Raw genomic sequence first — 20,975 nt, forward strand, 5'->3', positions numbered from 1 at the left:
GGCGAGGTTAGCGGCGCACCGGCGGTGCCGGGGCTCCCGTCTCGGCCCCAAGCCCGGTCGCGGGCCCGGTCGCGGGCCCGGTCGCGGGCCCGGTCGCGGCTCAGTCGCGGGCGAGCGCCGCGAGCGTGTCGCGCACGGCGTCCTCGGCCCGCATCCGCTGCTGGGTGAGGATCTGGTCGCGGCTCGCATGGTCGAGGAACGCGACGGGCAGGCCGACGTGCACGAACGGCGTGCGCACGCCCTGCTCCCCCGCGCGCTGCGCCGTCATGGCGCCGACGCCGCCGTCGACGACGCCGTCCTCGAGGGTGAGCACGAGGTCGTGCTCGCCCGCCAGCTTCACCAGCGCCTCGGGCACCGGGAGCACCCACGTGGGCGCGACGACGTCGACCTCCAGGCCGTGGGCGGCCAGGGAATCCCCCGCGGCGAGCGCCGCGCTCACCATGGAGCCGACGCCGACGACGAGGACCTTGCGCCCGGCCGCGGCCCCGGCGCCCGGCACGTGCCGCGCGACGACGTCCACGCCGTCGAGCTCCTCCACCGCCGGGATCGGGTCGGCGAGGGCGCCCTTGGGGTAGCGCACGACGGTCGGGGCGTCGTCGACGTCCACGGCGGCGCGCAGGGCCGCGCGCAGGGTGGGCTCGTCGCGGGGCGCCGCGAGCCGCAGGCCGGGCACGATGCGCAGCATCGCCATGTCCCACATGCCGTTGTGGCTCGCGCCGTCGTCCCCGGTGACGCCCGCCCGGTCGAGCACGAACGTCACGCCCGCCCGGTGCAGGGCCACGTCCATGAGCACCTGGTCGAACGCGCGGTTGAGGAACGTCGCGTAGACGGCGACCACCGGGTGCAGCCCGGCGAAGGCCATGCCGGCCGCGGAGGTCGCGGCGTGCTGCTCCGCGATGCCGACGTCGAAGGTGCGCGCCGGGAACTCCTGCGCGAACGGGGCCAGGCCGACGGGGTGCAGCATCGCCGCGGTGATCGCGACGACGTCGGGCCGGTCGTGGCCGATCTTGACGATCTCGTCGGCGAAGACCTTGGTCCAGCCGAACCGGGACGGCGCCACGGGCAGGCCGGTCTCGGGGTGGATCTGCCCGACGGCGTGGAAGCGGTCCGCGACGTCCTGCTCGGCCGGGGTGTAGCCGCGGCCCTTCTCGGTGATGACGTGCACGATCACGGGGCCGCCGTAAGCCCTGGCGCGGCGCAGCGCGTGCTCCGTCGCGGCCACGTCGTGGCCGTCCACCGGGCCGACGTACTTCAGGCCGAGGTCCTCGAACATGCCCTGCGGGGCGACGACGTCCTTGAGGCCCTTCTTCAGCCCGTGCAGCCAGTCGTAGGCGAAGCGGCCGGGGGCGCCGGTGCGGTGCAGGGTGCGCTTGCCCCACGAGAGGAACGCCTCGTACCCGCGCGTCGTGCGCAGGGTGTCGAGGTGGTTCGCGACGCCGCCGATCGTCGGCGAGTAGGACCGGCCGTTGTCGTTGACGATGATCACGAGCCGGCGGTCCTGCGACGCGGCGATGTTGTTGAGGGCCTCCCAGGCCATGCCGCCGGTGAGGGCGCCGTCGCCGATGACGGCGGCGACGTGCCGGTCGGGCCGGTGCTGGACGGCGTTCGCCTTGGCGATCCCGTCGGCCCACGACAGGGCCGTCGACGCGTGCGAGTTCTCGACGACGTCGTGCTCCGACTCCCCGCGCGACGGGTAGCCGGACATGCCGCCGGCCTTGCGCAGCGCCGAGAAGTCCTGCCGGCCGGTGAGGAGCTTGTGCACGTACGACTGGTGTCCCGTGTCGAACACGAGGGTGTCGCGCGGGGACGCGAACACCCGGTGCATCGCGATCGTCAGCTCGACGACGCCCAGGTTCGGGCCGAGGTGACCGCCGGTGCGGGACACCCGGTCGACCAGAAACGCCCGGATCTCCGCCGCGAGCTGCGTCGTCTGCTCCGGCGACAGCCGGCGGACGTCCTCGGGCGAGCCGATGCTGCTCAGCAGGCTCATGCGTTCCTCCCCGTTCATAGCCTCACCACTCTAGGCGCTCCGCGGGCGACGCCCGCACACGGTAGTTTCGACATGCCGACGGGAACACGTGACCGCCGGCGAGCGTTCGGCAGAGGGACGACCCAGGAAGCTCGTCCTCTCCGACACACCTCTCAGGGGACACCTGTGCGCTTTCTCGACGGGCAGCAGCCCACCACCGACCTCACCTACGGCGACGTCTTCATGGTCCCGTCCCGCTCGGACGTGACCAGCCGCTTCGACGTCGACCTCGCCTCGGACGACGGCACCGGCACGACGATCCCCGTGGTCGTCGCCAACATGACGGCGGTCGCGGGCCGCCGGATGTCCGAGACGGTCGCCCGCCGTGGCGGCATCGCGATCATCCCGCAGGACATCCCGGTGGACGTCGTGGCCGACGTCGTGGCCGGCGTGAAGTCCAAGGACCCCGTCATCGAGACGCCGGTCGTCGTGGCGCCGTCGGACACCGTCTCCACGGTGCTGACCCTGCTCGGCAAGCGCGCGCACGGCGCGGCGGTCGTGGTGGCCGACGGCAAGCCCGTCGGCGTCGTCACCGAGGGCGACTGCGCCGCGGTCGACCGCTTCGCCCAGGTGCACCAGGTGATGTCGGACGACGTCGTCGCCCTGGACGCCGTCCAGCTCGAGGCGGACGGCCTCGAGGCGACGTTCGAGCAGATGCACGCCGCGAAGATCCACCTCGCGCCCGTCGTGCGCGACGGCGTGCTGGCCGGCGTGCTCACCCGCAAGGGCGTCGTCCGCTCCTCGGTCTACCGCCCGGCGCTCGACGCCGCGGGCCGGCTCAGGGTGGGCGCCGCGGTCGGCATCAACGGCGACGTCGCGGCCAAGACGCGCGAGCTGCTGGACGCCGGTGTGGACGTCCTCGTCGTCGACACGGCGCACGGCCACCAGGCCACCATGCTGCGGGCGCTCGAGGCCGTCCGCTCGGTCGACCCGGACGTGCCGGTCGTGGCCGGCAACGTGGTCACCGCCGCCGGCGTGCGCGACCTGGTCGCCGCCGGCGCGGACATCCTCAAGGTGGGCGTGGGACCGGGCGCCATGTGCACCACGCGCATGCAGACCGCCGTCGGGCGGCCGCAGTTCTCCGCCGTGCTGGAGTGCGCGGACGCCGCGCGCGAGCTCGGCAAGCACGTGTGGGCCGACGGCGGCGTCCGGCACCCGCGCGACGTCGCCCTGGCGCTGGCGGCCGGCGCGTCGCAGGTGATGATCGGCTCCTGGTTCGCCGGCACGTACGAGTCGCCCGGCGACCTGCACGACGACGGCACCGGACGCCTGTACAAGGACTCGTTCGGCATGGCGTCCGCGCGCGCCGTCGCCGCCCGCACCGCCGGGGCGGGCACCGCCTTCGCCCGCGCGCGCAAGGCGCTGTACGAGGAGGGCATCTCCACCGGGAAGATGTACCTCGACCCGCTGCGGCCCGGCGTCGAGGACCTGCTGGACGAGATCACGTCCGGCCTGCGCTCGAGCTGCACGTACGCCGGGGCGCGCACCCTCGCGGAGTTCCATGAGCGCGCGACGGTGGGCGTCCAGTCCGCCGCCGGCTACGCCGAGGGCATGCCGGTCGCCACGAGCTGGTGAGCCGGCGATGAGCACGGGGATGAGCACGGGGGCGGACGCCGCCGCGACCGCGGGGCCGGCCGAGCAGGCCGCCCGCGCGCAGCTCGCCGCACTGGCGGCCGACCGCGCCTTCCTGTCCGACTGGGGGCTCGCGCGCGGCGACCTCGACGCGGCGTCCGCGCGGCCCGCGGCCGTCCTCGTGCTCTTCGGGGTGCTCGACGACCTGGCGGCCGACCACGACGCGCAGGCGCTCGCCGTGGCCCAGGACCTCGACGTGCTGCTCCTGGAGCGCGCCACCACGCTGCGCTCGCACGCCGGGCAGGTCGCGTTCCCCGGCGGGCGGGCGGAGGACGGCGAGACCCCCGTCGACGCCGCGCTGCGCGAGGCGGTCGAGGAGACCGGCCTCGACACCGGCGGCGTCGAGGTGCTCGGCACGCTCGCGCAGCTGCCGATGCCGGTGAGCAACCACCTCGTCACGCCCGTGCTCGGGTGGTGGGCGCGCCCCACCCCGGTGCGCGTGGTCGACGTCGCGGAGTCGTCGCACGTCTTCCGCGCGCCCGTCGCCGACCTCCTCGACCCGGGCCACCGCGTGACGACGGTGCTGCACCGCGCCGGCCGCACCTGGCGCGGGCCGGGCTTCGAGGTCCTCGACGCCGACGGCGTCCCGCACCTCGTGTGGGGGTTCACCGCGGGGATCCTCGACGCCGCGTTCGACCGGCTGGGCTGGACCGAGCCGTGGGACCGGGGCCGCGAGCGCGAGCTCTGAGCGGCGCCGGCGTCGCAGCGCGCACGGGTCCGCCGGCACGGCGGTGCTCGTCAGCGCCGACCGACCCACCGCCCTCGCCCAGCTCGACGCGGAAGCAGACCAGGTGCGCGCCATGCCGGGCAACGTCGCGTACCGCGTCTACGCGGAGCGCGACGACGACACCTCGGTCACCGTCGTGCACGAGTGGGACGACGAGGAGTCGTTCGACGGCTACGTGAGGTCGGAGTCCTTCGCGCAGTCGGGCGTGGTGATCCGGCCGCTGATGACCGGGGCGCCGGTCAGCCGCCGCTTCCGCGCCGACCTGATCGAGACGGTCGCCTGACCGGCGCGTCGACCGACCTAGGATCGGGTAGTGCGAGACCGCTCATGATCCGCGACGCGTACAGCTTCGTCCGCACCTTCGCGCCGGGGCCTGCTCGCGACCTGTGCGTGGACCGCCACTACCTGCTCTGCGCCTCCGCCGGGACCCTCCGGCTGGAGGGCGCAGGGTCAGTCCTGGCTGCTGCCGCCGGCGCGGGCCGCCCTGATCGACGCGGGCCACCCGATCCGGGTGAGCATCCTGCGGCCCGTCACGACCGCGTCGGTCCTGTTCCACACCGGATTCGCGCCGGCCCCTCCGGCGCCCCTGACCGTCTTCGACCTCAGCCCGCTGGCGCACGCGCTGCTGGCCGAGTGCCGCACGTGGGGCGAGGAGGAGGGCCGCCTCCCGGCGTACGCGGAGTCGATGTTCGCCGCGCTCGCCGCCGTGACCTGGCGGCTCGCCGGGCAGCCGAGCCCGGTCGTCGTCCCGGCGGGCCGATCACCGGAGCTGCGCCTGGCCCTCGAGCTGACGGAGCAGCGGCTCGGCGGTGGGGTCCGCTTCGAGGACGTGGCGGTCGACGTCGGCCTGGCGCCACGGTCCCTGGCGCGGCGCTTCGAGGAGGAGACCGGCATGACCTGGCGGGCGGTCCTGCGTCGGATGCGGATCGTGGCGGCGATCGAGGAGCTCGCGGCCGGCGACGCCCCGGTCACAGAGGTCGCGTTCCAGGTCGGGTACGGCTCGCTGTCGGCGTTCAACGCCGCGTTCAGGGATCTCACCGGCCGCACGCCGACGGAGTACCGGGCCAGCTTCCGACCCTGACAGGCCCCGTCGTCGTCCTCGTCATCGTCCTCCCCGAGCCTGTCGGCCCGCCCGCCCGCCACGGCGTCGCGGCGTCGCGGCGTCGGGGATGATGTCCCCGTGCCTGCCGCCGAGATCGACGTCGACGTCCCCCTGACCCGCGCGCTGCTCGCCGAGCAGCACCCTGACCTCCTCGACGGCGCCGGCGGCGGCGGGCTCCGCGTCGTCGCGCACGGCTGGGACAACGTCATGGTGCGCGTCGGCGACGACCTCGCGGTGCGGCTCCCCCGGCGCGCCCTCGCGGCCCCGCTCGTGGAGCACGAGGCCCGCGCCCTGCCCGCCCTCGCGGCCCGCCTGCGCACGGTGGCGCCCGACGTCGTCATGCCGGCCCCGGTGCGCGTCGGCCTGCCCAGCGCGGCGCTCGGCTACCCGTGGTCGTGGAACGTCGTGCCGTGGGCGGGCGGGCTGAGCGCCGAGGCGACGCCCGTGGCCGACCGCACCGCCTGGGCGGGCACGCTCGGCCGGCTGCTCGCCACGGTGCACGAGCCCGCCCCGGACGACGCGCCGCCCAACCCCGTCCGCGGCGTCCCGCTGCAGACCCGCGTGGAGGCGCGGGACGCGGACACGCTGGACGAGCGGCTCGACCTCGTGCCCGCCGGCCTGCGCGACGCCGCGCGGCGCGTGTGGGACCGCGCGCTCGCCGCCCCCGTCCACGACGGGCCCCCGGTGTGGCTGCACGGCGACCCCCACCCCGCCAACCTCGTGGTCGCCCCCGGGCGCGACGGGCGGCCCGACCGCCTGGCCGCCGTCGTCGACTGGGGCGACGTGACGTCGGGCGACCCGGCGTCGGACCTCGGCACGCTGTGGCTCTGCTTCGACGCCGACGGCCGTGCCGCGTTCCGGGCGGAGACCCAGGGGCGCGCGAACGAGGGCCGGGGCTGGGACGAGGCCACCTGGGACCGCGCGGCGGGCTGGTCCCTGCTGTTCGCGACGAACATGCTCGCGCACGCCGACCTGCACCCCCGGATGCTGCCGATCGGCCGGCACGCGCTCGGCGCGCTCCTCGCTCCGGCGGCCGGCTGACGCCGGGTCGCGGGCGGGCGAGGGCGGGCTGAAGGCCACGCCGAGACCGGATCGAGGCCAGACTGGGGGCATGGCCAGTCGCGCGCAGCAGACCACCTGGACCGACGCCGACCCCCGCGCGTTCGTCGCCGCGGTCACGCGGCCCGCGCGCCGGCGGGACGCCGAGACGTTGCTCGCGCTCATGGAGCGCGCCACGGGCCAGCCGCCGCGGATGTTCGGCACCTCGATCGTCGGGTTCGGCGAGTACCGGTACGCGTACCCCAGCGGCCGCACCGGCCACGCGGCCGCGGCGGGGTTCTCCCCGCGGGCGGCCGCGAGCGTCGTGTACCTCGCCGACGGCGTCGGCGCCCACGCCGACGCCCTGGCGCGGGTCGGCCCGCACACGACCGGCGTCGGCTGCCTGTACCTCAAGGACCTCGGCCAGGTGGACCTCGGCGTGCTCGAGGAGGTCGTGGCGGCCTCGTACGCCACCGTCACGACCGGCACCTTCGGGCTCCGCGCGCGCGAGGGCGGCGCCGCCGCCGCGGAGTGACACCGGAGTGACACCGGAGTGACACCGGAGTGACACGGGAGTGACCTGAGTCAGCTCAGGGCGGCCTGCCCGCCGAGCGCTGCCGGGTCCGCGCCGCGGGCGGTCAGCGCGACGCGTACCGCCGCGACCGCGCGGGCGTAGACGCCGTCGTCCCCGAGCAGCAGCGAGCCGTCGTTCGCGGCGTTCAGCATCGCGGTGATCTCGAAGGCGAGCTGGTCGACGTCCGTGCCGGCCGCCAGCTCCCCGGCCTCGACGGCGAGCTCGGCGTGCCGGCGCAGGTACGCCACCCAGTCACGGTGCGCGGCCACGACCGCCTCCCGCACGGCCCCGTCCCCGTCCTGCCCGTCGAACTCCACCTCGACGGTGCGGAAGAAGCAGCCGCCGGCGAACACCCGGCGGCGCGAGTACTCGGTCCAGCCGTGCACGAGTGCCCACAGGCGGGCCAGGCCGGGCGCGGTGTCGCGGGCCGGCACGACGACCGCCTCGACGAACACCCCGCGCGCATGCTCGACGGCCGCGAGCTGCAGCCCCTCCTTGCCGCCGAACAGCCCGGCGATCCCGCTCTTGTTCACGGGCAGCCGGGACGCCAGCGACCCGAGCGTGAGGGCGTCGAGGCCGCGCACCGAGGCCTCCTGGACGGCGAGGTCGAGCACCGCGCGCCGCGTGCGATCCCCGCGCAGGCGTCGGCCGTCGGTCGGGGCGGTGTCGGAGGTCGCGTCGGGGCTCGCGTCGGTGGTCACTGAGTGAGTGTACGACCGTTCGTTCAGTGCTACTGTGCGAACGACCGTACAGATACATGCCGCCACCCGGAGGTCGCCGTGCCCTACGTCCCCGCCGCCGTCAGCACGGGCTTCCGCGTGCTGTCCGCCGTCGCACCCCCGCTCGCCGTCCGCCTGGGCGCCCGCACCTTCTGGCGGTTCGGCCCCCCGGCACCGGTGCGCCCCGCCGACCTGGCCGTGCACGAGCGGGCCGAACGTGGCGCGGTCGCCGTCGACCGGGAGCGCGTGATCACCTACCGCTGGGGGGATCCCGCCGCCCCGGCGGTCCTCCTCGCGCACGGGTGGAAGAGCCGGGCGTCCCGGTTCGCGGGCCTCGTCACCGCACTCGAGGAGGCCGGCCTCGGCGTGGTGTCGTTCGACGGCGTCGCCCACGGCGAATCGACCGGCCGCCGGATGTCCGCGCTCGACCACATGGCGGCGATGCGGGCCGTCCACGAGGCCGAAGGGCCGTTCACCGGTGTCGTCGGGCACTCCCTCGGCGGCCTCGCGGCCGGCCTCGCGCTCCACGACGGCTTCCCGGCGGACCGGTTCGTCTCGGTGTCCACGATGACGGGCTTCGACGCCCTCGCCGAGTCCTTCCTACGGCTCGTGGGGATGCCCGCGAGCCTGCACGACCCGTTCTGCGACCACATCGCCCGCACCTTCCCCGGCGACGTGCGCGACCTCCGCACGCGGGTCGACCTCCTGACGCACCCCGTACCGACGCGCGTGCCGACGCTCTTCGTCCAGGACGACGACGACCGCATGTCCCTGCCCGACGGAGCGCGCCGGCTGCACGCCGCCACCCCGGGAAGCGAGCTCATGGCCACCCGCGGCCTCGGTCACAACCGGATCCTCGACGACCCCGCCGTGATCGACGCCGTCGTCGCCCACGTCACGGCGCCGCTGCCGACCGTCGTGAGACGGTGACGACGGGCGCCGTCTCGGTGCCGCAGCCGTCGGAGCAGGGAGAAGGGGGCCGCGATGCGGGTCGTCGTCGTCGGAGGGTCGGGGCGGATCGGGGCGCGGCTCGTCGCGCTGCTCCGCGCGCGGGGCGACGAGGCGGTCCCCGCCTCGCGGCGGACCGGCGTCGACGTGGTGACGGGCGAGGGCCTCGCCGCCGCCCTCGCCGGAGCGGACGCCGTGGTGGACGTGTCCCGCTCCCCCTCGACGGCGCCGCACGACGCCCGGGCGTTCTTCACCGCGGGCACCCGCACGCTGCTCTCGGCCGAGCAGGACGCCAGTGTCGGTCACCACGTGCTGCTGTCCGTGGTGGGGGCGCGGCTCCTCGCCGGCGCCGGGTTCCTGGAGGCCAAGGTCGCGCAGGAGGACCTGGTCGCCGGGTCCGGCCGGCCCTTCACCGTCCTCGCGGCCACGCAGTTCTTCGGGTTCGCCGCCGGCATCGCGGACGCGTCCACGCACGACGGGCCGTCCGGGCCGGAGGTGCGCCTGCCGGACGCCCCCGACCAGCCGGTCGCGGAGGACGACGTCGCGGACGAGCTCGTGCGCGTCGTCGACGCCGGACCCCGCGGCGGCGCGGTCGAGCTCGCCGGGCCCGACCGGATGCGCCTGCCGGAGTTCGTCGCGGCGGGCCTGGCCGCCGCGGACGACCCCCGGCGCGTCGTCGTCGACCCGGCCGCGACCTACTTCGGCGCGACGCTCGCCGGGGACGAGCTGCTGCCGGGCCCCGGGGCCCACCTCGGCTCCGTGCACCACGCCGCCTGGATCGCGGCGCGGCGCTGACCCGGCCCCCGACCCAGCTTGGCCCCTGCACGACGACAACGCCCCGCCCCTCCGCGCGGGAGGGACGGGGCGCCGGGTCTGGTCAGGCTCGACCGACGATGTCGTCAGGTGTCGTCAGGTGTCGTCAGGTGACGTCAGGCGACGAGCGAGCGCAGCACGTACTGCAGGATGCCGCCGTTGCGGTAGTAGTCCGCCTCACCGGGCGTGTCGATCCGCACCACGGCGTCGAACTCGACGACGGAGCCGTCCGCCTTGGCGGCGGTGACCTTGACCGTCTCCGGGGTGGTGCCGTCGTTCAGCGCGGTGATGCCCGCGACGTCGAACGTCTCGGTGCCGTCGAGGCCCAGGGACTCGGCGTTCTCGCCGGCCGGGAACTGCAGCGGCAGCACGCCCATGCCGATGAGGTTGGAGCGGTGGATCCGCTCGAACGACTCGGTGATGACTGCCTTGACACCCAGGAGCGCGGTGCCCTTGGCCGCCCAGTCGCGCGACGATCCGGAGCCGTACTCCTTGCCGCCGAGCACGACCAGCGGGGTGCCCTGCGCCGCGTAGTCCTGCGCCGCGTCGTAGATGGTGTCCTGGGCGTTCTTCACGAAGTTGAACGTGTAGCCGCCCTCGACGCCGTCCAGCAGCTGGTTCTTGAGGCGGATGTTCGCGAACGTGCCGCGGATCATGACCTCGTGGTTCCCGCGGCGCGAGCCGTAGGAGTTGAAGTCACGACGCCCGATGCCGTGCTCGGCCAGGTACACCCCGGCCGGGCTGTCCGCCTTGATGGCGCCGGCGGGCGAGATGTGGTCCGTGGTGACCGAGTCGCCGAGCTTCGCGAGGACGCGGGCGCCGGAGATGTCCGCGACGGGCTCCGGCTGCGCGCCCATGCCCTCGAAGTACGGGGGCTTGCGCACGTACGTGGACTCGGAGTCCCAGGAGAACGTGTCGCCCTCGGGGGTCTCGAGCGCCCGCCAGCGGTCGTCGCCGGTGAACACGTCGGCGTAGTCCTTGGTGAACATGCCGCGGTCGATCGACGAGTCGATCGTCGCCTGGACCTCCTCCGGCGTCGGCCAGATGTCGCGCAGGAAGATCGGGTTCCCGGCCCCGTCGCGGCCCAGCGGGTCGGACTCGAAGTCGAACTCCATGGTGCCGGCGAGCGCGTACGCGATGACCAGGGGCGGCGACGCGAGGTAGTTCATCTTCACGTCGGGGTTGATGCGCCCCTCGAAGTTGCGGTTGCCCGACAGGACCGAGACGACCGACAGGTCGTGCTCGTTGACCGCCTCGGAGATCTTCTCGTCGAGCGGGCCGGAGTTGCCGATGCAGGTGGCGCAGCCGTAGCCGACCAGGTGGAAGCCGAGCTTCTCCAGGTACGGCCACATGCCGGCCTTCTCGTAGTAGTTCGTCACGACCTGCGAGCCGGGCGCCATCGAGGTCTTGACCCACGGCTTGGACGTGAGGCCCTTCTCGACGGCCTTCTTCGCCAGGAGCGCCGCGGCGAGCATGACCGACGGGTTCGACGTGTTGGTGCACGACGTGATCGAGGCGATCGCGACCGCGCCGTGGAACAGGTCGAACTGCTTGCCCTCGCTGTCCGTCACCGCCACGGTGCGCCGCACCTGGGCGTGCGTGGACGGCGAGTCGGAGGCCGGGAACGACTCCTTCTCGGCCTCGTCCACGGAGTCGATGACCTCGGGGGCGTAGGCCGGCAGGTCACGGGCGAACGCGGACTTCGCGTTCGACAGCTCGATGCGGTCCTGCGGGCGCTTCGGGCCGGCGATCGACGGCACGACCGTGCCGAGGTCCAGCTCGAGGTACTCGGAGAACTTCGGCTCGACGTAGGACTCCGAGCTCGGGTCGAGCCACAGGCCCTGCTCCTTGGCGTACGCCTCGACGAGCGCGAGCTGCTCGTCGCTGCGGCCCGTGAGGCGCAGGTAGTCGAGCGTGACGCCGTCGATCGGGAAGATCGCGGCGGTCGAGCCGAACTCCGGGCTCATGTTGCCGATGGTGGCGCGGTTGGCCAGCGGCACCTGGGCGACGCCCGCGCCGTAGAACTCGACGAACTTCCCGACCACGCCGTGCTGGCGCAGCATCTGGGTGATCGTGAGCACGACGTCGGTCGCGGTGACGCCCGCCGGGATCGAGCCGGCCAGCTTGAAGCCGACGACGCGCGGGATGAGCATCGACACCGGCTGGCCGAGCATGGCCGCCTCGGCCTCGATGCCGCCGACGCCCCAGCCCAGGACGCCGAGGCCGTTGACCATCGTGGTGTGCGAGTCGGTGCCGACGCAGGTGTCGGGGTAGGCGCGCAGCACCTGCTGCCCGTCGACCTCCACCTCGCGGGTCATGATCGTGCGCGCCAGGTACTCGATGTTGACCTGGTGCACGATGCCGGTGCCCGGCGGGACGACCTTGAAGTCGTCGAACGCCGTCTGGCCCCAGCGCAGGAACTGGTAGCGCTCGTGGTTGCGCTCGTACTCGAACTCGACGTTGCGGGTGAACGCGTCCGCGCGGCCGGCGACGTCGATCTGCACGGAGTGGTCGATGACCATCTCGGCGGGCGCCAGCGGGTTGATCTTCGACGGGTCGCCGCCGAGGTCGGCGACGGCCTCGCGCATGGTGGCGAGGTCGACGACGCAGGGCACGCCCGTGAAGTCCTGCATGATCACGCGGGCGGGCGTGAACTGGATCTCGGTGTCGGGCTGCGCGTCCGGGTCCCACGACGCGAGGGCGCGCACGTGGTCGGCGGTGATGTTCGCACCGTCCTCGGTGCGCAGGAGGTTCTCGGCGAGGATCTTCAGGGAGTACGGGAGGCGCTCGGCGCCCTCGACGGCGGAGAGGCGGAAGATCTCGTAGGCCTTCCCGCCGACCTCCAGCGTTCCCTTCGATCCGAACGTGTCCACGCTGCTCACTGCGGCTCCTTCTGCGGGGCTGGCCGGCACCGGCACCGTGCGCGCTGCGGCGCGACGGGGTCGAGGCCGTCGATTCTGGGGGGCTCCGCCCAGCCTACGCCGGGCACCTGGCCAGCATAACGCATATATCTTGACGTCAAGATATCTCCGCGTCAGGTCCCGGCGGGGCGTCGCGGAAGAATTCCCGTACGCCGGACGGGAACAAGGTCCGCGGCCCGGCCGTTGTGCCTCTGCCTCGACCGGAAGGACGCACCGTGCCGTCACCCGCTCCCTCGACCGTCCCCACCGACCCGACCGTCTCCACCGACCCGACCGACCCGACCGTCTCCACCGACCCGACCGACCCGACCGTCTCCACCGACCCGACCGACCCCGGCGGCCCGGCCGTCCCGCCGGCCCTGCCCCCGCTGACGGCGCAGGCCGACCTGCTGGTCGCGCGCGGCGTCGTGCCGCCCGAGGTCCTCTCCCCCGACGTGCTGCGCGGCGCCGCCGCCGCGCTCGAGCGGACCTCGCCCGCCGGCGCGCTGCTCGTGGTGCACCCGCGGCTGCTGCCGCCGTCGGTCCTGGCCGGGCACCTGCGCCGCGCGGCCACCCTGCGCGGGCGCCCCGTCGAGCGCGCGGGGTTCGTCGTGGTGGACATGCCCGACCTCGACGACTTCGCGCCCGTGCCCGGCGTCGAGGTGCCCGACGCCGACGTCTACGCCGTGGCCGGGCCCGACCGCGGAGACGACCTGGCGAACTGGTCGCCCGAGGAGGCCGAGACCGCCCTCGCCGCGCGCAGCCGCAGCCCGCTGACCGTCGCCGAGGGCGCGCACTGGGTGCTGCAGTCCCCGGACGCCCTCGCGCGCAACCGGTGCTTCATGACGATCGGCTCCCGGCTGCGGCGGCCGAACGGGTCGTACGACGCCCGGACGCCCGCCCTCTGGATCTCGAACGGCACCGGACGCGACGGGAGCGCCCGCCGCGGCGCCCCCAAGGTGGGCTGGTGCTGGTGGCGCAACCGCCACACCTGGCTCGGGTTCGCGTCCGCCGCCGGACGGGTCGCGGCCTGATCCCGTCCCGGCGCCGGGGGTCGTCAGCCGCCGGCAGGCTCGACCTGCCGGATCTCGACGTCGACGGCGTCGGGGTCGACCCCGGCGGGGAGCGCCACGAGGCTCGTGGTGTACACGAGGTCGTCGGTGCACGGACGCTCCCGGTCCTGGCCGAGCCGCACCCGCACCCGGTTCCCCTCGGCGGTGACGGAGGTCGGCCGCCACGGGCACGACGAGCTGCCCGCGGCGTACACCGCGAGCCGCCCGTCGTCGCCCAGCACCCAGCCCGGCGCGGTCTCGCCGGGCTCGGCCCGTGCGCCCGCCGGAAGCCCCTGGTAGGTGCCGAGGACCAGGCGCTCCGGCTGCCGGACGAGCCAGACGACCACGGCCGCGAGCGCCACGACCAGGCCGATCACGAGGAGACGCAGGGGCAGCCAGCTCCGCGCGCCGGGGGTTCCCCGACCGTCCGTGCCGCCCATACCGACCACCGCGCGCGGGCCTCAGCGGTCGAGGACCGCGACCGCCTCGACGTGGTGCGTCATCGGGAACAGGTCGAAGGCGCGCAGGGAGGTCAGCCCGTACCCGTGCCCGGCCAGGTAGCCGATGTCGCGGGCGAGCGCGGCGGGGTCGCACGCGACGTAGACCACGCGGCCCGGGGTGCGCTGCGCGATCGCGTCGACGACGGCGCGGCCGGCGCCGGTGCGCGGCGGGTCGAGCACGACGACGTCCGCGGCGCCCACCCCGGTGTCGCCCTCGCCCAGGACCCGCTCCACCGCGCCGAGGTGCAGCTCCACCTGGGGCAGGTCGTGCGCGTTGCGCCGGGCGTCCTTGACCGCCCCGGTGTCGCCCTCGACCGCGATGACGCGCCCGGCGGAGCCGACGGCCGCGGCGAGCGGCACGGTGAACAGGCCGGCCCCCGAGTAGAGGTCGAGCACCGTCGACCCGGCGGCGTCCCCGACGGCGTCGAGCACGGTGCCCGCGAGCAGGTCCGGCGCGGACCGGTGCACCTGCCAGAAGCCGTCGGCGGCGACGCGGTAGGCGTGCTCGGCGCCGCCCGCCCGGACGGTCTCGGTCACGGCGCGGCGCGCGTTGGGCCGGGTGTCGGCGCGGCCGCGACGCCACGGGACGTCGTCGACCAGCAGCATCGCGTCGGACGCGCCCTCCGGGGCGACGAGCTCGAGCCGGGCGCCCGGCTGCCAGCGGCGCGTCCACACGCCCTCGGCGTCGGCGAGCGCCGCGACCGCCTCGGTCGCCAGCGGCATGCCGTCGAGCGCCACGACGTCGTGCGAGCGGAACCGGCGCATCCCCGCGCGGCCCTCGGCGTCGGCGACCAGGTCGATCCGCGTGCGGTAGGCGAGCCCGCCGCGCTCGTCGTCGCCGGGCGCGGGCTCCACCTCGACCTCCCGGTCGAGGCGGGCGAGCCGCTGCAGCTGCTCGACGAGCACCGCGGCCTTCCAGCGGCGCTGTGCGGGCAGCGACACGTGGGCGAGCTCGCCCCCGCCGACGCCCCCGGGGCCGGCCTCGGGCCAGGCGGACGGGACGCGGTCGGCGGACGCCTCGAGCACCTCCACCGCGTCGGCGCGCCAGAAGCGGGTGCCCGTCTCGGTCACGCGGGCGCGCACGCGCTCGCCGGGCAGGGTGTGGCGCACGAAGACGACGCGGCCGTCGAGGCGGGCCACGCAGTGCCCGCCGTGCGCGACGGGCCCGATCTCGAGCTCGACCTCGCGCCCCACCTCGGGGTCGGGGGTGGCGGCGGCGGGGCGGGGGCGCGGTGCGGAACGGCGAGGTCGGGGCATGGGCACCATTCTCCCCGCCCCGCGGGGGCGGCCGACCGTGCCGGTCCGTCAGAACCGGGGGCCGAGCGGCGAGGTGCCCTCCAGGCCGGTCTGGCCCTGCGACGACGACAGCTGCCACGGCACCGACGCCACGACGACGCCGGGCGTGAACAGCAGCCGGCCCTTGAGGCGCAGCGCGGACTGGTTGTGCAGCGCCTGCTCCCACCAGTGGCCCACGACGTACTCGGGGATGTACACGACCACCAGGTCGCGCGGCGAGTCGCGGCGCACGGAGCGCACGTACTTCAGCACGGGGCGCGTGATCTCGCGGAACGGGGAGTCGAGCACCCGCAGCGGCACGGGCAGGTCGAGCGACTCCCACCGGGCGCGCAGGTCGGCGATCTCCTCCGGGTCGACGCCCACCGTCACGGCCTCGAGCACCGACGGCCGCGAGGCGCGCGCGTACGCCAGCGCCCGCATCGTCGGCTTGTGGATCTTGGACACCAGCACGATCGCGTGCACCCGGCTGGGCAGGGCGCGCGCGCCCGCCACGTCGTCCAGCTCCAGCTCCTCGCGCACGCGGGCGTAGTGGCCGCGGATCGCCTTCATGAGGCCGAAGAGCACCGCCATCGCCAGCAGGGTGATCCACGCGCCGTGGGTGAACTTGGTCGCGAGGACGATGACCAGCACCGTCGCCGTCATCACGAGGCCGACGCCGTTGACGACGCGCGAGCGCTGCATGCGCGAGCGCTCCTTGGGGTCGGGCTCCTTGCGCAGCGCCCGCGTCCAGTGCCGCACCATGCCGAGCTGGGAGAGCGTGAACGACACGAACACGCCCACGATGTACAGCTGGATGAGGCGGGTCACCTGGGCGTCGAACGCGACGATGAGCACGATCGCGGCCACGGCGAGGGTGATGATGCCGTTGGAGAACGCGAGCCGGTCGCCGCGCGTGTGCAGCTGGCGCGGCAGGAAGCCGTCCTTGGCGAGGATGGAGCCGAGCACCGGGAAGCCGTTGAAGGCCGTGTTGGCCGCGAGCACCAGGATGAGCCCGGTGACGATCGAGATGGCCACGAACGCCGGGGTGAAGCCCTGGAACACCGACTCCGCGAGCTGGCTGATCACCGGGTGCTGGTTGTAGCCCGCCGGTAGCGGCTGGCCGCCGCTGGTCAGCTGCTCGTGCGCGTCCTCGACGTACTTCACGCCGGTGGCCTGGGCGAGCAGCAGGATCGAGATCATCATCGTGGCCGAGATGCCGCCGAGCAGCGCGAGGGTGGTGGCCGCGTTGCGCGACTTGGGCTTGCGGAACGCCGGCACGCCGTTGCTGATGGCCTCCACCCCGGTCAGCGCGGCGCAGCCCGACGCGAACGCCCGCGCCAGGAGGAAGGCGCCGGCGAGCCCGGTGAGCCCCTGGTCGAACCCGGCCTCGGGCGTGATCTCGAAGTTCGCGCTCTCCGCGAGCGGCAGGTCGTCCGCGAAGTACCGGATCGCGCCCACCACGGCGAGCAGGCCGATGAGGGCCATGAAGCAGTACGTCGGGATGGCGAAGAACGTGCCCGACTCCCGCACGCCGCGCAGGTTCATCACGGTGAGGATCACGACGACCACCACCGCGAACAGCGCCTCGTGCCCCCGCAGGAAGGGCAGGGCGGACGCCGCGTACTGGGCGCCCGACGAGATCGACACGGCGACGGTCAGGACGTAGTCGACCAGCAGGGCGGACGCGACGCCGATGCCGGCCGACGGGCCGAGGTTCGTCGTCGCGACCTCGTAGTCGCCGCCCCCGGAGGGGTAGGCGCGCACGTTCTGGCGGTAGGAGGAGACCACCACGAGCAGCACCACGACCACGCCGAGGCCGATCCACGGGGAGATCGTCGTCGCGGCGATGCCGGCCACGGCGAGGGTCAGGAGGATCTCGTCCGGGGCGTACGCCACCGACGACAGCGCGTCCGAGGCGAAGACCGGCAGCGCGACGCGCTTGGGCAGCAGGGTGTGCCCCAGGTTCTCGCTGCGCACGGGGCGTCCGAGAAGGAGCCGTTTGGCAGCGTCCGCGATGTCCGACACGTCGAGCAATGCTATGCCCCGCGGCGACCGTCGGCGCGCCCCGTCCCGCCGCGAGGAGGGACCAGGTCGCGAGGTATAGCGTTTCGCTCGTGCACTTCGTCATCATGGGCTGCGGCCGCGTCGGGTCGACGCTCGCGCAGGCGATCGAGTCCCACGGCCACTCCGTGGCCGTCGTCGACCAGAACCCCGAGTCGTTCCGCCGCCTGCCGGCGGGCTTCAGCGGGCAGAAGGTCACCGGGGTCGGCTTCGACCGGGACACCCTGGTCCAGGCCGGCATCGAGGACACCTACGCCTTCGCGGCCGTCTCCGACGGCGACAACTCCAACGTCCTGGCCGCGCGTGTCGCGCGCGAGACGTACGGCGTGGAGAACGTCGTGGCCCGCATCTACGACCCGCAGCGCGCGGAGATCTACCAGCGCCTGGGCATCCCCACCGTGGCGACCGTGCGCTGGACGGCCGACCAGGTGCTGCGCCGCATGCTCCCGCTGGGGGCCACCGACGAGTACCGCGACCCGTCGGGACAGATACGGCTCGCGCAGGTCGACTACCACCCCGGCTGGGCCGGCGTCACGGTGCGCCGGATCGAGGAGGCCACGGGGGCACGCGTCGCGTTCCTGTCCCGGTACACCGACGGCATCCTCCCGACGCCCGGCGCGGTGCTCCAGGAGAACGACGAGCTGCACGTCCTCATGCGCGCCGACGGCGCCGCCGCCGTCGAGCGCGTGCTGACCCACGAGCCGCGGCAGGAGGAGAGCTGATGCGCGTCGTCGTCGCCGGTGCGGGCTCCGTGGGCCGGTCGATCGCCCGCGAGCTGCTCTCGCACGACCACGAGGTCGTGCTCATCGACAAGAACCCCGCCGCCATGCGGGTGGCCCAGGTGCCCGAGGCCGACTGGCTGCTCGCGGACGCCTGCGAGCTGTCCTCCCTCGAGGCCACGGACGTGGCCGGCGCCGATGTCGTCGTGGGCGCGACCGGGGACGACAAGGCGAACCTCGTCTTCTCCCTGCTGTGCAAGACCGAGTTCGGCGTGCCGCGCACCGTCGCGCGCGTCAACAACCCGAAGAACGAGTGGATGTTCGACGGCTCGTGGGGCGTCGACGTCGCGGTGTCGACGCCGCGGATCATGACGGCCATGGTCGAGGAGGCCGTGGCCGTCGGCGACCTGGTGCGGATCTTCACGTTCCACCAGTCCGGCGCGGACATCGTCGAGGTGACGCTGCCCCCCGACTCGCCCCTCGTCGGGGCGCGGGTCGGGGCCGTCACCTGGCCCACCGACACGGTGCTGGCGTGCATCGTGCGGGGGTCGCAGCCGCTCGCCCCCACGGTGGACGACACCCTCGAGACCGGGGACGAGCTCGTCCTCGTCATGGGCAGCCAGGCGGACGAGGAGTCGCTCCAGCGCCTGCTGGCCCAGGGCAGCTCGCCCGTCCCGGTGGTCGAGGACGGCGCTCCGCTGCTCGCGCCGGAGGAGGCGGGTGGGGGCGGGGCCGTCGACCAGGCCGCCGGCGACGAGCTCTAGTCGGCGACGAGCTTAGGCCGGGTACACCTAGGCCGCCGGGCGGCCGTCCGGCTCGCGGTCCTCGACCGCGGCCGTGTCGTCGTGGGCGCCGCGCACCACGACCCAGGTGAGCCAGAGCACCAGGCCCCACAGCGGGACGCCCAGCACCAGGTGGGCCGTGCCCAGCCAGCCGACGTCGCCCGAGAAGTAGAGCGGCACCTTGACGAGCAGGCGCACCGCGAACAGGCCCGCCCAGAACCAGGTGGCGAGCGTGTAGCGGCGCACCAGCTCCGGGTCCTTGCGCCAGGCCACCAGCCCGGCGAGCGGGCTCGAGGCGTCGGGGGCGCTCGTGCCGGAGTCCGGCCCCCGGTGCTCGGCGTCCCGGCCCTCGGTGGACCCGTCCTCGGTGGACCCGCCGCGGGCACGCTCGGCCGCGACGTCGGCGAACCCGCCGCGGACGGCCTCCACGACGAGCCCGACGACGGGCCAGCGCAGCGCGAGCGAGACCAGGATGGCGGCGAGATAGGCCGCGTTGGTCCACAGCCCCCACGCGTAGAAGTCCTGGGCCTCGCCCGAGCGCCAGGCCCAGAACACGCCCACGCCGATGCCGAGAAGGCCGCCGAGCGCCTGCGTGATCGGCGTGCGCTGGGCGAGCCGGGCGACGACAGCGACGAGCGCCGCGCCGACGGAGGCGACGAGCGCCCAGGTCAGCTCGGAGGTGACGACGTACAGGATCACGAAGACGAGGCCGGGCAGCACGGCCTCGATCACGCCGCGCACGCCCCCGACCGCCTGCGCGAAGGAGAACGACTCCCCCGTGACGGCGCGCACCCCGCGCCCGTCGGCGGCGGGCCGGCCCGTCGGCTCTCCCGCCGGGGGGTACCGGTCGCTCACTCGCCGGCCCGCGCGCGCAGCTCGTACCGGGGGTTGAACATGGTGCGCCGTCCGTCGACGTCGCACACCAGACCCTCCACCCGGATGCGCCGGCCGGGGTCGATGCCCGCGATGGCGCGGCGGCCGAGCCAGACGAGGTCGAGCGACCCGGAGCCGTCGTACAGCTCCGCCTCGACGGTCGGGACGCCCTCGCGGGGGCGCAGGACGACGGACCGCAGCACGCCGGCCGTGCTCGCGCGGCGGCGGTCGCCGAGGTCCGACACGGGGGTGCAGCCGCCGTAGGCCGCGGCCTCGTGGCGCTCCTCGTCGGCGGCGACCTCGTCGGCCGAGGCCAGCGCGTGCTGGACGGCGGTACGCAGGGACATCAGTTGCTCCAGGCTGGTGGGCGAGCCGGCGTCGCGGCCGGGACGGTCACCGGATCTCGGTGATCTCCGGCCCGCGGGTCAGCGGGTCGAACGACGGGGTCTGCGGCGCCGCGCCGTCGGGGCCGGCCGCGTCGCCGCTCGTGCCGCCCGCTGCGTCGTCGCCCTGGCGGGCGTTCTTGGGCAGGGTGAGCGTGAGCAGGTCCCGCGGCGGGCGGGGGTTGCCGTCGCGCACGACGACGACGTTCGCGAAGACGGACTCGAGCGGCTTGGCCGCCTCGGGGTCTACGGCGGCGCGGCCGGACAGGACGCCGCGCAGGAACCAGCGGGGGCCGTCGACGCCGACGAAGCGCGCGGGGCGGACGGCCGCCTGGCCCTCCGGCCCGGTCGCCGGGATGCGGGCGATGAGCTCGCGACCGAACGTGCCGGGCACGTCGTCCACGGTGCCGCCCTGGCGCGTGATGGACGACCCGATCTCCGCACGGACCTCGTCCCAGATGCCCTCGGTGCGCGGCGCGGCGAACGCCTGCACCTGCAGCCCCGACCCGTTGAGGGTGGCCGAGACGCCGGTGACCTTCTGGGTCTTCTTGTCGACCTCCATGCGCAGCTCGAGGCCGGGCAGCACGGGCAGCCAGATCGCGCCCAGGTCCACGCGCGGGCCCATGCCCGGCACCTGGGACGAGTCGAACGGGCCGCGCTCGGAGCGCTCCGCCGCGCCCTCGACACCACCGGTGCCGGCCACCGCGGTGCCCTCGGCCTCCTCGGGCGAGGTCTCGCGGGCCTCGTCGGACCCCTTCTGCGACGCGTTGCGCCGGAACAGCCCCACGGAGGATCTCCTTCTCGTCGTCCTTGTTCACATCGATGCTCGCTGCGGTCGCCCGGTCTGC

The 20,975-nt window shown here is 74.7% G+C and carries 20 protein-coding genes; 11 read left to right on the forward strand and 9 right to left on the reverse strand.

Features of this window, described 5'->3' with window-relative positions; genetic code table 11:
* Positions 1 to 100 precede the first annotated feature (100 nt).
* Complete coding sequence (gene dxs, locus ACQFYA_RS11900; RefSeq protein WP_499124353.1) at positions 101 to 1,990, reverse strand: 1-deoxy-D-xylulose-5-phosphate synthase; 1,890 nt, start codon at positions 1,988 to 1,990, stop codon at positions 101 to 103.
* Between the two features lie 165 nt (positions 1,991 to 2,155).
* Between dxs and guaB1 the strand changes: the two genes are divergently transcribed.
* The 6 genes from guaB1 to ACQFYA_RS11930 all read left to right on the forward strand — a co-directional run bounded on the left by guaB1 (position 2,156) and on the right by ACQFYA_RS11930 (position 7,063).
* A complete protein-coding gene (guaB1, locus tag ACQFYA_RS11905; protein WP_499124355.1) occupies positions 2,156 to 3,604 on the forward strand; it encodes a GMP reductase in 1,449 nt (482 codons plus the stop codon).
* 19 nt (positions 3,605 to 3,623) lie between these two features.
* Complete coding sequence (locus ACQFYA_RS11910) at positions 3,624 to 4,349, forward strand: NUDIX hydrolase (protein WP_499127516.1); 726 nt, start codon at positions 3,624 to 3,626, stop codon at positions 4,347 to 4,349.
* Positions 4,350 to 4,392: 43 nt separating this feature from the next.
* Complete coding sequence (locus tag ACQFYA_RS11915; RefSeq protein ID WP_499124358.1) at positions 4,393 to 4,671, forward strand: putative quinol monooxygenase; 279 nt, start codon at positions 4,393 to 4,395, stop codon at positions 4,669 to 4,671.
* A 228-nt stretch (positions 4,672 to 4,899) separates the two neighbouring features.
* Positions 4,900 to 5,469 carry a helix-turn-helix domain-containing protein gene (locus ACQFYA_RS11920; RefSeq protein WP_499124360.1) on the forward strand — a complete coding sequence of 190 codons (570 nt, stop codon included), beginning with the start codon at positions 4,900 to 4,902 and terminating at the stop codon, positions 5,467 to 5,469.
* Between the two features lie 99 nt (positions 5,470 to 5,568).
* Positions 5,569 to 6,531 (forward strand): phosphotransferase, encoded by a 963-nt coding sequence (locus ACQFYA_RS11925; protein ID WP_499124362.1) that lies wholly within the window; start codon positions 5,569 to 5,571, stop codon positions 6,529 to 6,531.
* 70 nt (positions 6,532 to 6,601) lie between these two features.
* Positions 6,602 to 7,063 carry a DUF1801 domain-containing protein gene (locus ACQFYA_RS11930; RefSeq protein ID WP_499124363.1) on the forward strand — a complete coding sequence of 154 codons (462 nt, stop codon included), beginning with the start codon at positions 6,602 to 6,604 and terminating at the stop codon, positions 7,061 to 7,063.
* A gap of 50 nt (positions 7,064 to 7,113) precedes the next feature.
* Here ACQFYA_RS11930 and ACQFYA_RS11935 read toward each other — a convergent pair whose 3' ends face one another.
* On the reverse strand, positions 7,114 to 7,803 hold the full coding sequence (locus tag ACQFYA_RS11935) for a TetR/AcrR family transcriptional regulator (protein WP_499124366.1): 690 nt from the start codon (positions 7,801 to 7,803) through the stop codon (positions 7,114 to 7,116).
* A 78-nt stretch (positions 7,804 to 7,881) separates the two neighbouring features.
* On the opposite strand from ACQFYA_RS11935, the gene ACQFYA_RS11940 reads away from it, so the two are divergent.
* Together ACQFYA_RS11940 and ACQFYA_RS11945 are read left to right on the forward strand one after the other, a co-directional pair.
* Complete coding sequence (locus ACQFYA_RS11940) at positions 7,882 to 8,751, forward strand: alpha/beta fold hydrolase (RefSeq protein ID WP_499124368.1); 870 nt, start codon at positions 7,882 to 7,884, stop codon at positions 8,749 to 8,751.
* A 54-nt stretch (positions 8,752 to 8,805) separates the two neighbouring features.
* Positions 8,806 to 9,564, forward strand: coding sequence for an SDR family oxidoreductase (locus ACQFYA_RS11945; protein ID WP_499124371.1), 759 nt, complete (start codon positions 8,806 to 8,808; stop codon positions 9,562 to 9,564).
* A gap of 134 nt (positions 9,565 to 9,698) precedes the next feature.
* On the opposite strand, the gene acnA is transcribed toward ACQFYA_RS11945, so the two are convergent.
* Positions 9,699 to 12,464: an aconitate hydratase AcnA gene (gene acnA / locus ACQFYA_RS11950; RefSeq protein WP_499124374.1), complete on the reverse strand. Its 2,766-nt coding sequence runs from the start codon at positions 12,462 to 12,464 to the stop codon at positions 9,699 to 9,701.
* Positions 12,465 to 12,718: 254 nt separating this feature from the next.
* On the opposite strand from acnA, the gene ACQFYA_RS11955 reads away from it, so the two are divergent.
* Entirely contained in the window at positions 12,719 to 13,516 is a 798-nt protein-coding gene (locus tag ACQFYA_RS11955; protein ID WP_499124376.1) for a DUF5701 family protein, read from the forward strand.
* Positions 13,517 to 13,539: 23 nt separating this feature from the next.
* On the opposite strand, the gene ACQFYA_RS11960 is transcribed toward ACQFYA_RS11955, so the two are convergent.
* Genes ACQFYA_RS11960 through ACQFYA_RS11970 form a run of 3 tightly spaced genes read right to left on the reverse strand, consistent with a single transcriptional unit; the run spans position 13,540 to position 17,334 of the window.
* A complete protein-coding gene (locus ACQFYA_RS11960) occupies positions 13,540 to 13,974 on the reverse strand; it encodes a hypothetical protein (RefSeq protein ID WP_499124379.1) in 435 nt (144 codons plus the stop codon).
* Between the two features lie 21 nt (positions 13,975 to 13,995).
* Positions 13,996 to 15,291: a class I SAM-dependent RNA methyltransferase gene (locus ACQFYA_RS11965; protein ID WP_499124381.1), complete on the reverse strand. Its 1,296-nt coding sequence runs from the start codon at positions 15,289 to 15,291 to the stop codon at positions 13,996 to 13,998.
* A 48-nt stretch (positions 15,292 to 15,339) separates the two neighbouring features.
* Complete coding sequence (locus tag ACQFYA_RS11970; protein ID WP_499124384.1) at positions 15,340 to 17,334, reverse strand: APC family permease; 1,995 nt, start codon at positions 17,332 to 17,334, stop codon at positions 15,340 to 15,342.
* A gap of 104 nt (positions 17,335 to 17,438) precedes the next feature.
* Here ACQFYA_RS11970 and ACQFYA_RS11975 point away from each other — a divergent pair, with 104 nt between their 5' ends.
* Complete coding sequence (locus tag ACQFYA_RS11975) at positions 17,439 to 18,092, forward strand: potassium channel family protein (RefSeq protein ID WP_499127518.1); 654 nt, start codon at positions 17,439 to 17,441, stop codon at positions 18,090 to 18,092.
* Positions 18,092 to 18,853, forward strand: a complete 762-nt coding sequence (locus tag ACQFYA_RS11980; RefSeq protein ID WP_499124386.1) for a potassium channel family protein — start codon at positions 18,092 to 18,094, stop codon at positions 18,851 to 18,853. The genes ACQFYA_RS11975 and ACQFYA_RS11980 overlap by 1 nt, the downstream gene beginning before the upstream one ends.
* Positions 18,854 to 18,880: 27 nt before the next feature.
* Here the strand turns inward: ACQFYA_RS11980 and ACQFYA_RS11985 are convergent, their stop codons facing one another.
* From ACQFYA_RS11985 to ACQFYA_RS11995, 3 genes are read right to left on the reverse strand one after another with little or no spacing between them, the layout of a single operon-like run.
* Positions 18,881 to 19,726, reverse strand: coding sequence for a DUF3159 domain-containing protein (locus ACQFYA_RS11985; RefSeq protein ID WP_499124389.1), 846 nt, complete (start codon positions 19,724 to 19,726; stop codon positions 18,881 to 18,883).
* Entirely contained in the window at positions 19,723 to 20,091 is a 369-nt protein-coding gene (locus ACQFYA_RS11990; RefSeq protein WP_499124392.1) for an OB-fold nucleic acid binding domain-containing protein, read from the reverse strand. The genes ACQFYA_RS11985 and ACQFYA_RS11990 overlap by 4 nt, the downstream gene beginning before the upstream one ends.
* A 46-nt stretch (positions 20,092 to 20,137) precedes the next feature.
* Positions 20,138 to 20,914: a DUF3710 domain-containing protein gene (locus tag ACQFYA_RS11995; RefSeq protein ID WP_499124394.1), complete on the reverse strand. Its 777-nt coding sequence runs from the start codon at positions 20,912 to 20,914 to the stop codon at positions 20,138 to 20,140.
* Positions 20,915 to 20,975: the final 61 nt, after the last annotated feature.

The organism is Promicromonospora sp. Marseille-Q5078, from assembly GCF_050315395.1.
Classification (GTDB): domain Bacteria; phylum Actinomycetota; class Actinomycetes; order Actinomycetales; family Cellulomonadaceae; genus Isoptericola.

Bases quoted from the DNA above. Each gene is read 5' to 3' on its own strand.
- dxs (WP_499124353.1), bottom strand. From the start codon at position 1,990: ATGAGCCTGCTGAGCAGCATCGGCTCGCCCGAGGACGTCCGCCGGCTG.
- ACQFYA_RS11910 (WP_499127516.1), top strand. From the start codon at position 3,624: ATGAGCACGGGGGCGGACGCCGCCGCGACCGCGGGGCCGGCCGAGCAG.
- ACQFYA_RS11930 (WP_499124363.1), top strand. From the start codon at position 6,602: ATGGCCAGTCGCGCGCAGCAGACCACCTGGACCGACGCCGACCCCCGC.
- ACQFYA_RS11945 (WP_499124371.1), top strand. From the start codon at position 8,806: ATGCGGGTCGTCGTCGTCGGAGGGTCGGGGCGGATCGGGGCGCGGCTC.
- ACQFYA_RS11960 (WP_499124379.1), bottom strand. From the start codon at position 13,974: ATGGGCGGCACGGACGGTCGGGGAACCCCCGGCGCGCGGAGCTGGCTG.
- ACQFYA_RS11965 (WP_499124381.1), bottom strand. From the start codon at position 15,291: ATGCCCCGACCTCGCCGTTCCGCACCGCGCCCCCGCCCCGCCGCCGCC.
- ACQFYA_RS11975 (WP_499127518.1), top strand. From the start codon at position 17,439: ATGGGCTGCGGCCGCGTCGGGTCGACGCTCGCGCAGGCGATCGAGTCC.
- ACQFYA_RS11980 (WP_499124386.1), top strand. From the start codon at position 18,092: ATGCGCGTCGTCGTCGCCGGTGCGGGCTCCGTGGGCCGGTCGATCGCC.
- ACQFYA_RS11990 (WP_499124392.1), bottom strand. From the start codon at position 20,091: ATGTCCCTGCGTACCGCCGTCCAGCACGCGCTGGCCTCGGCCGACGAG.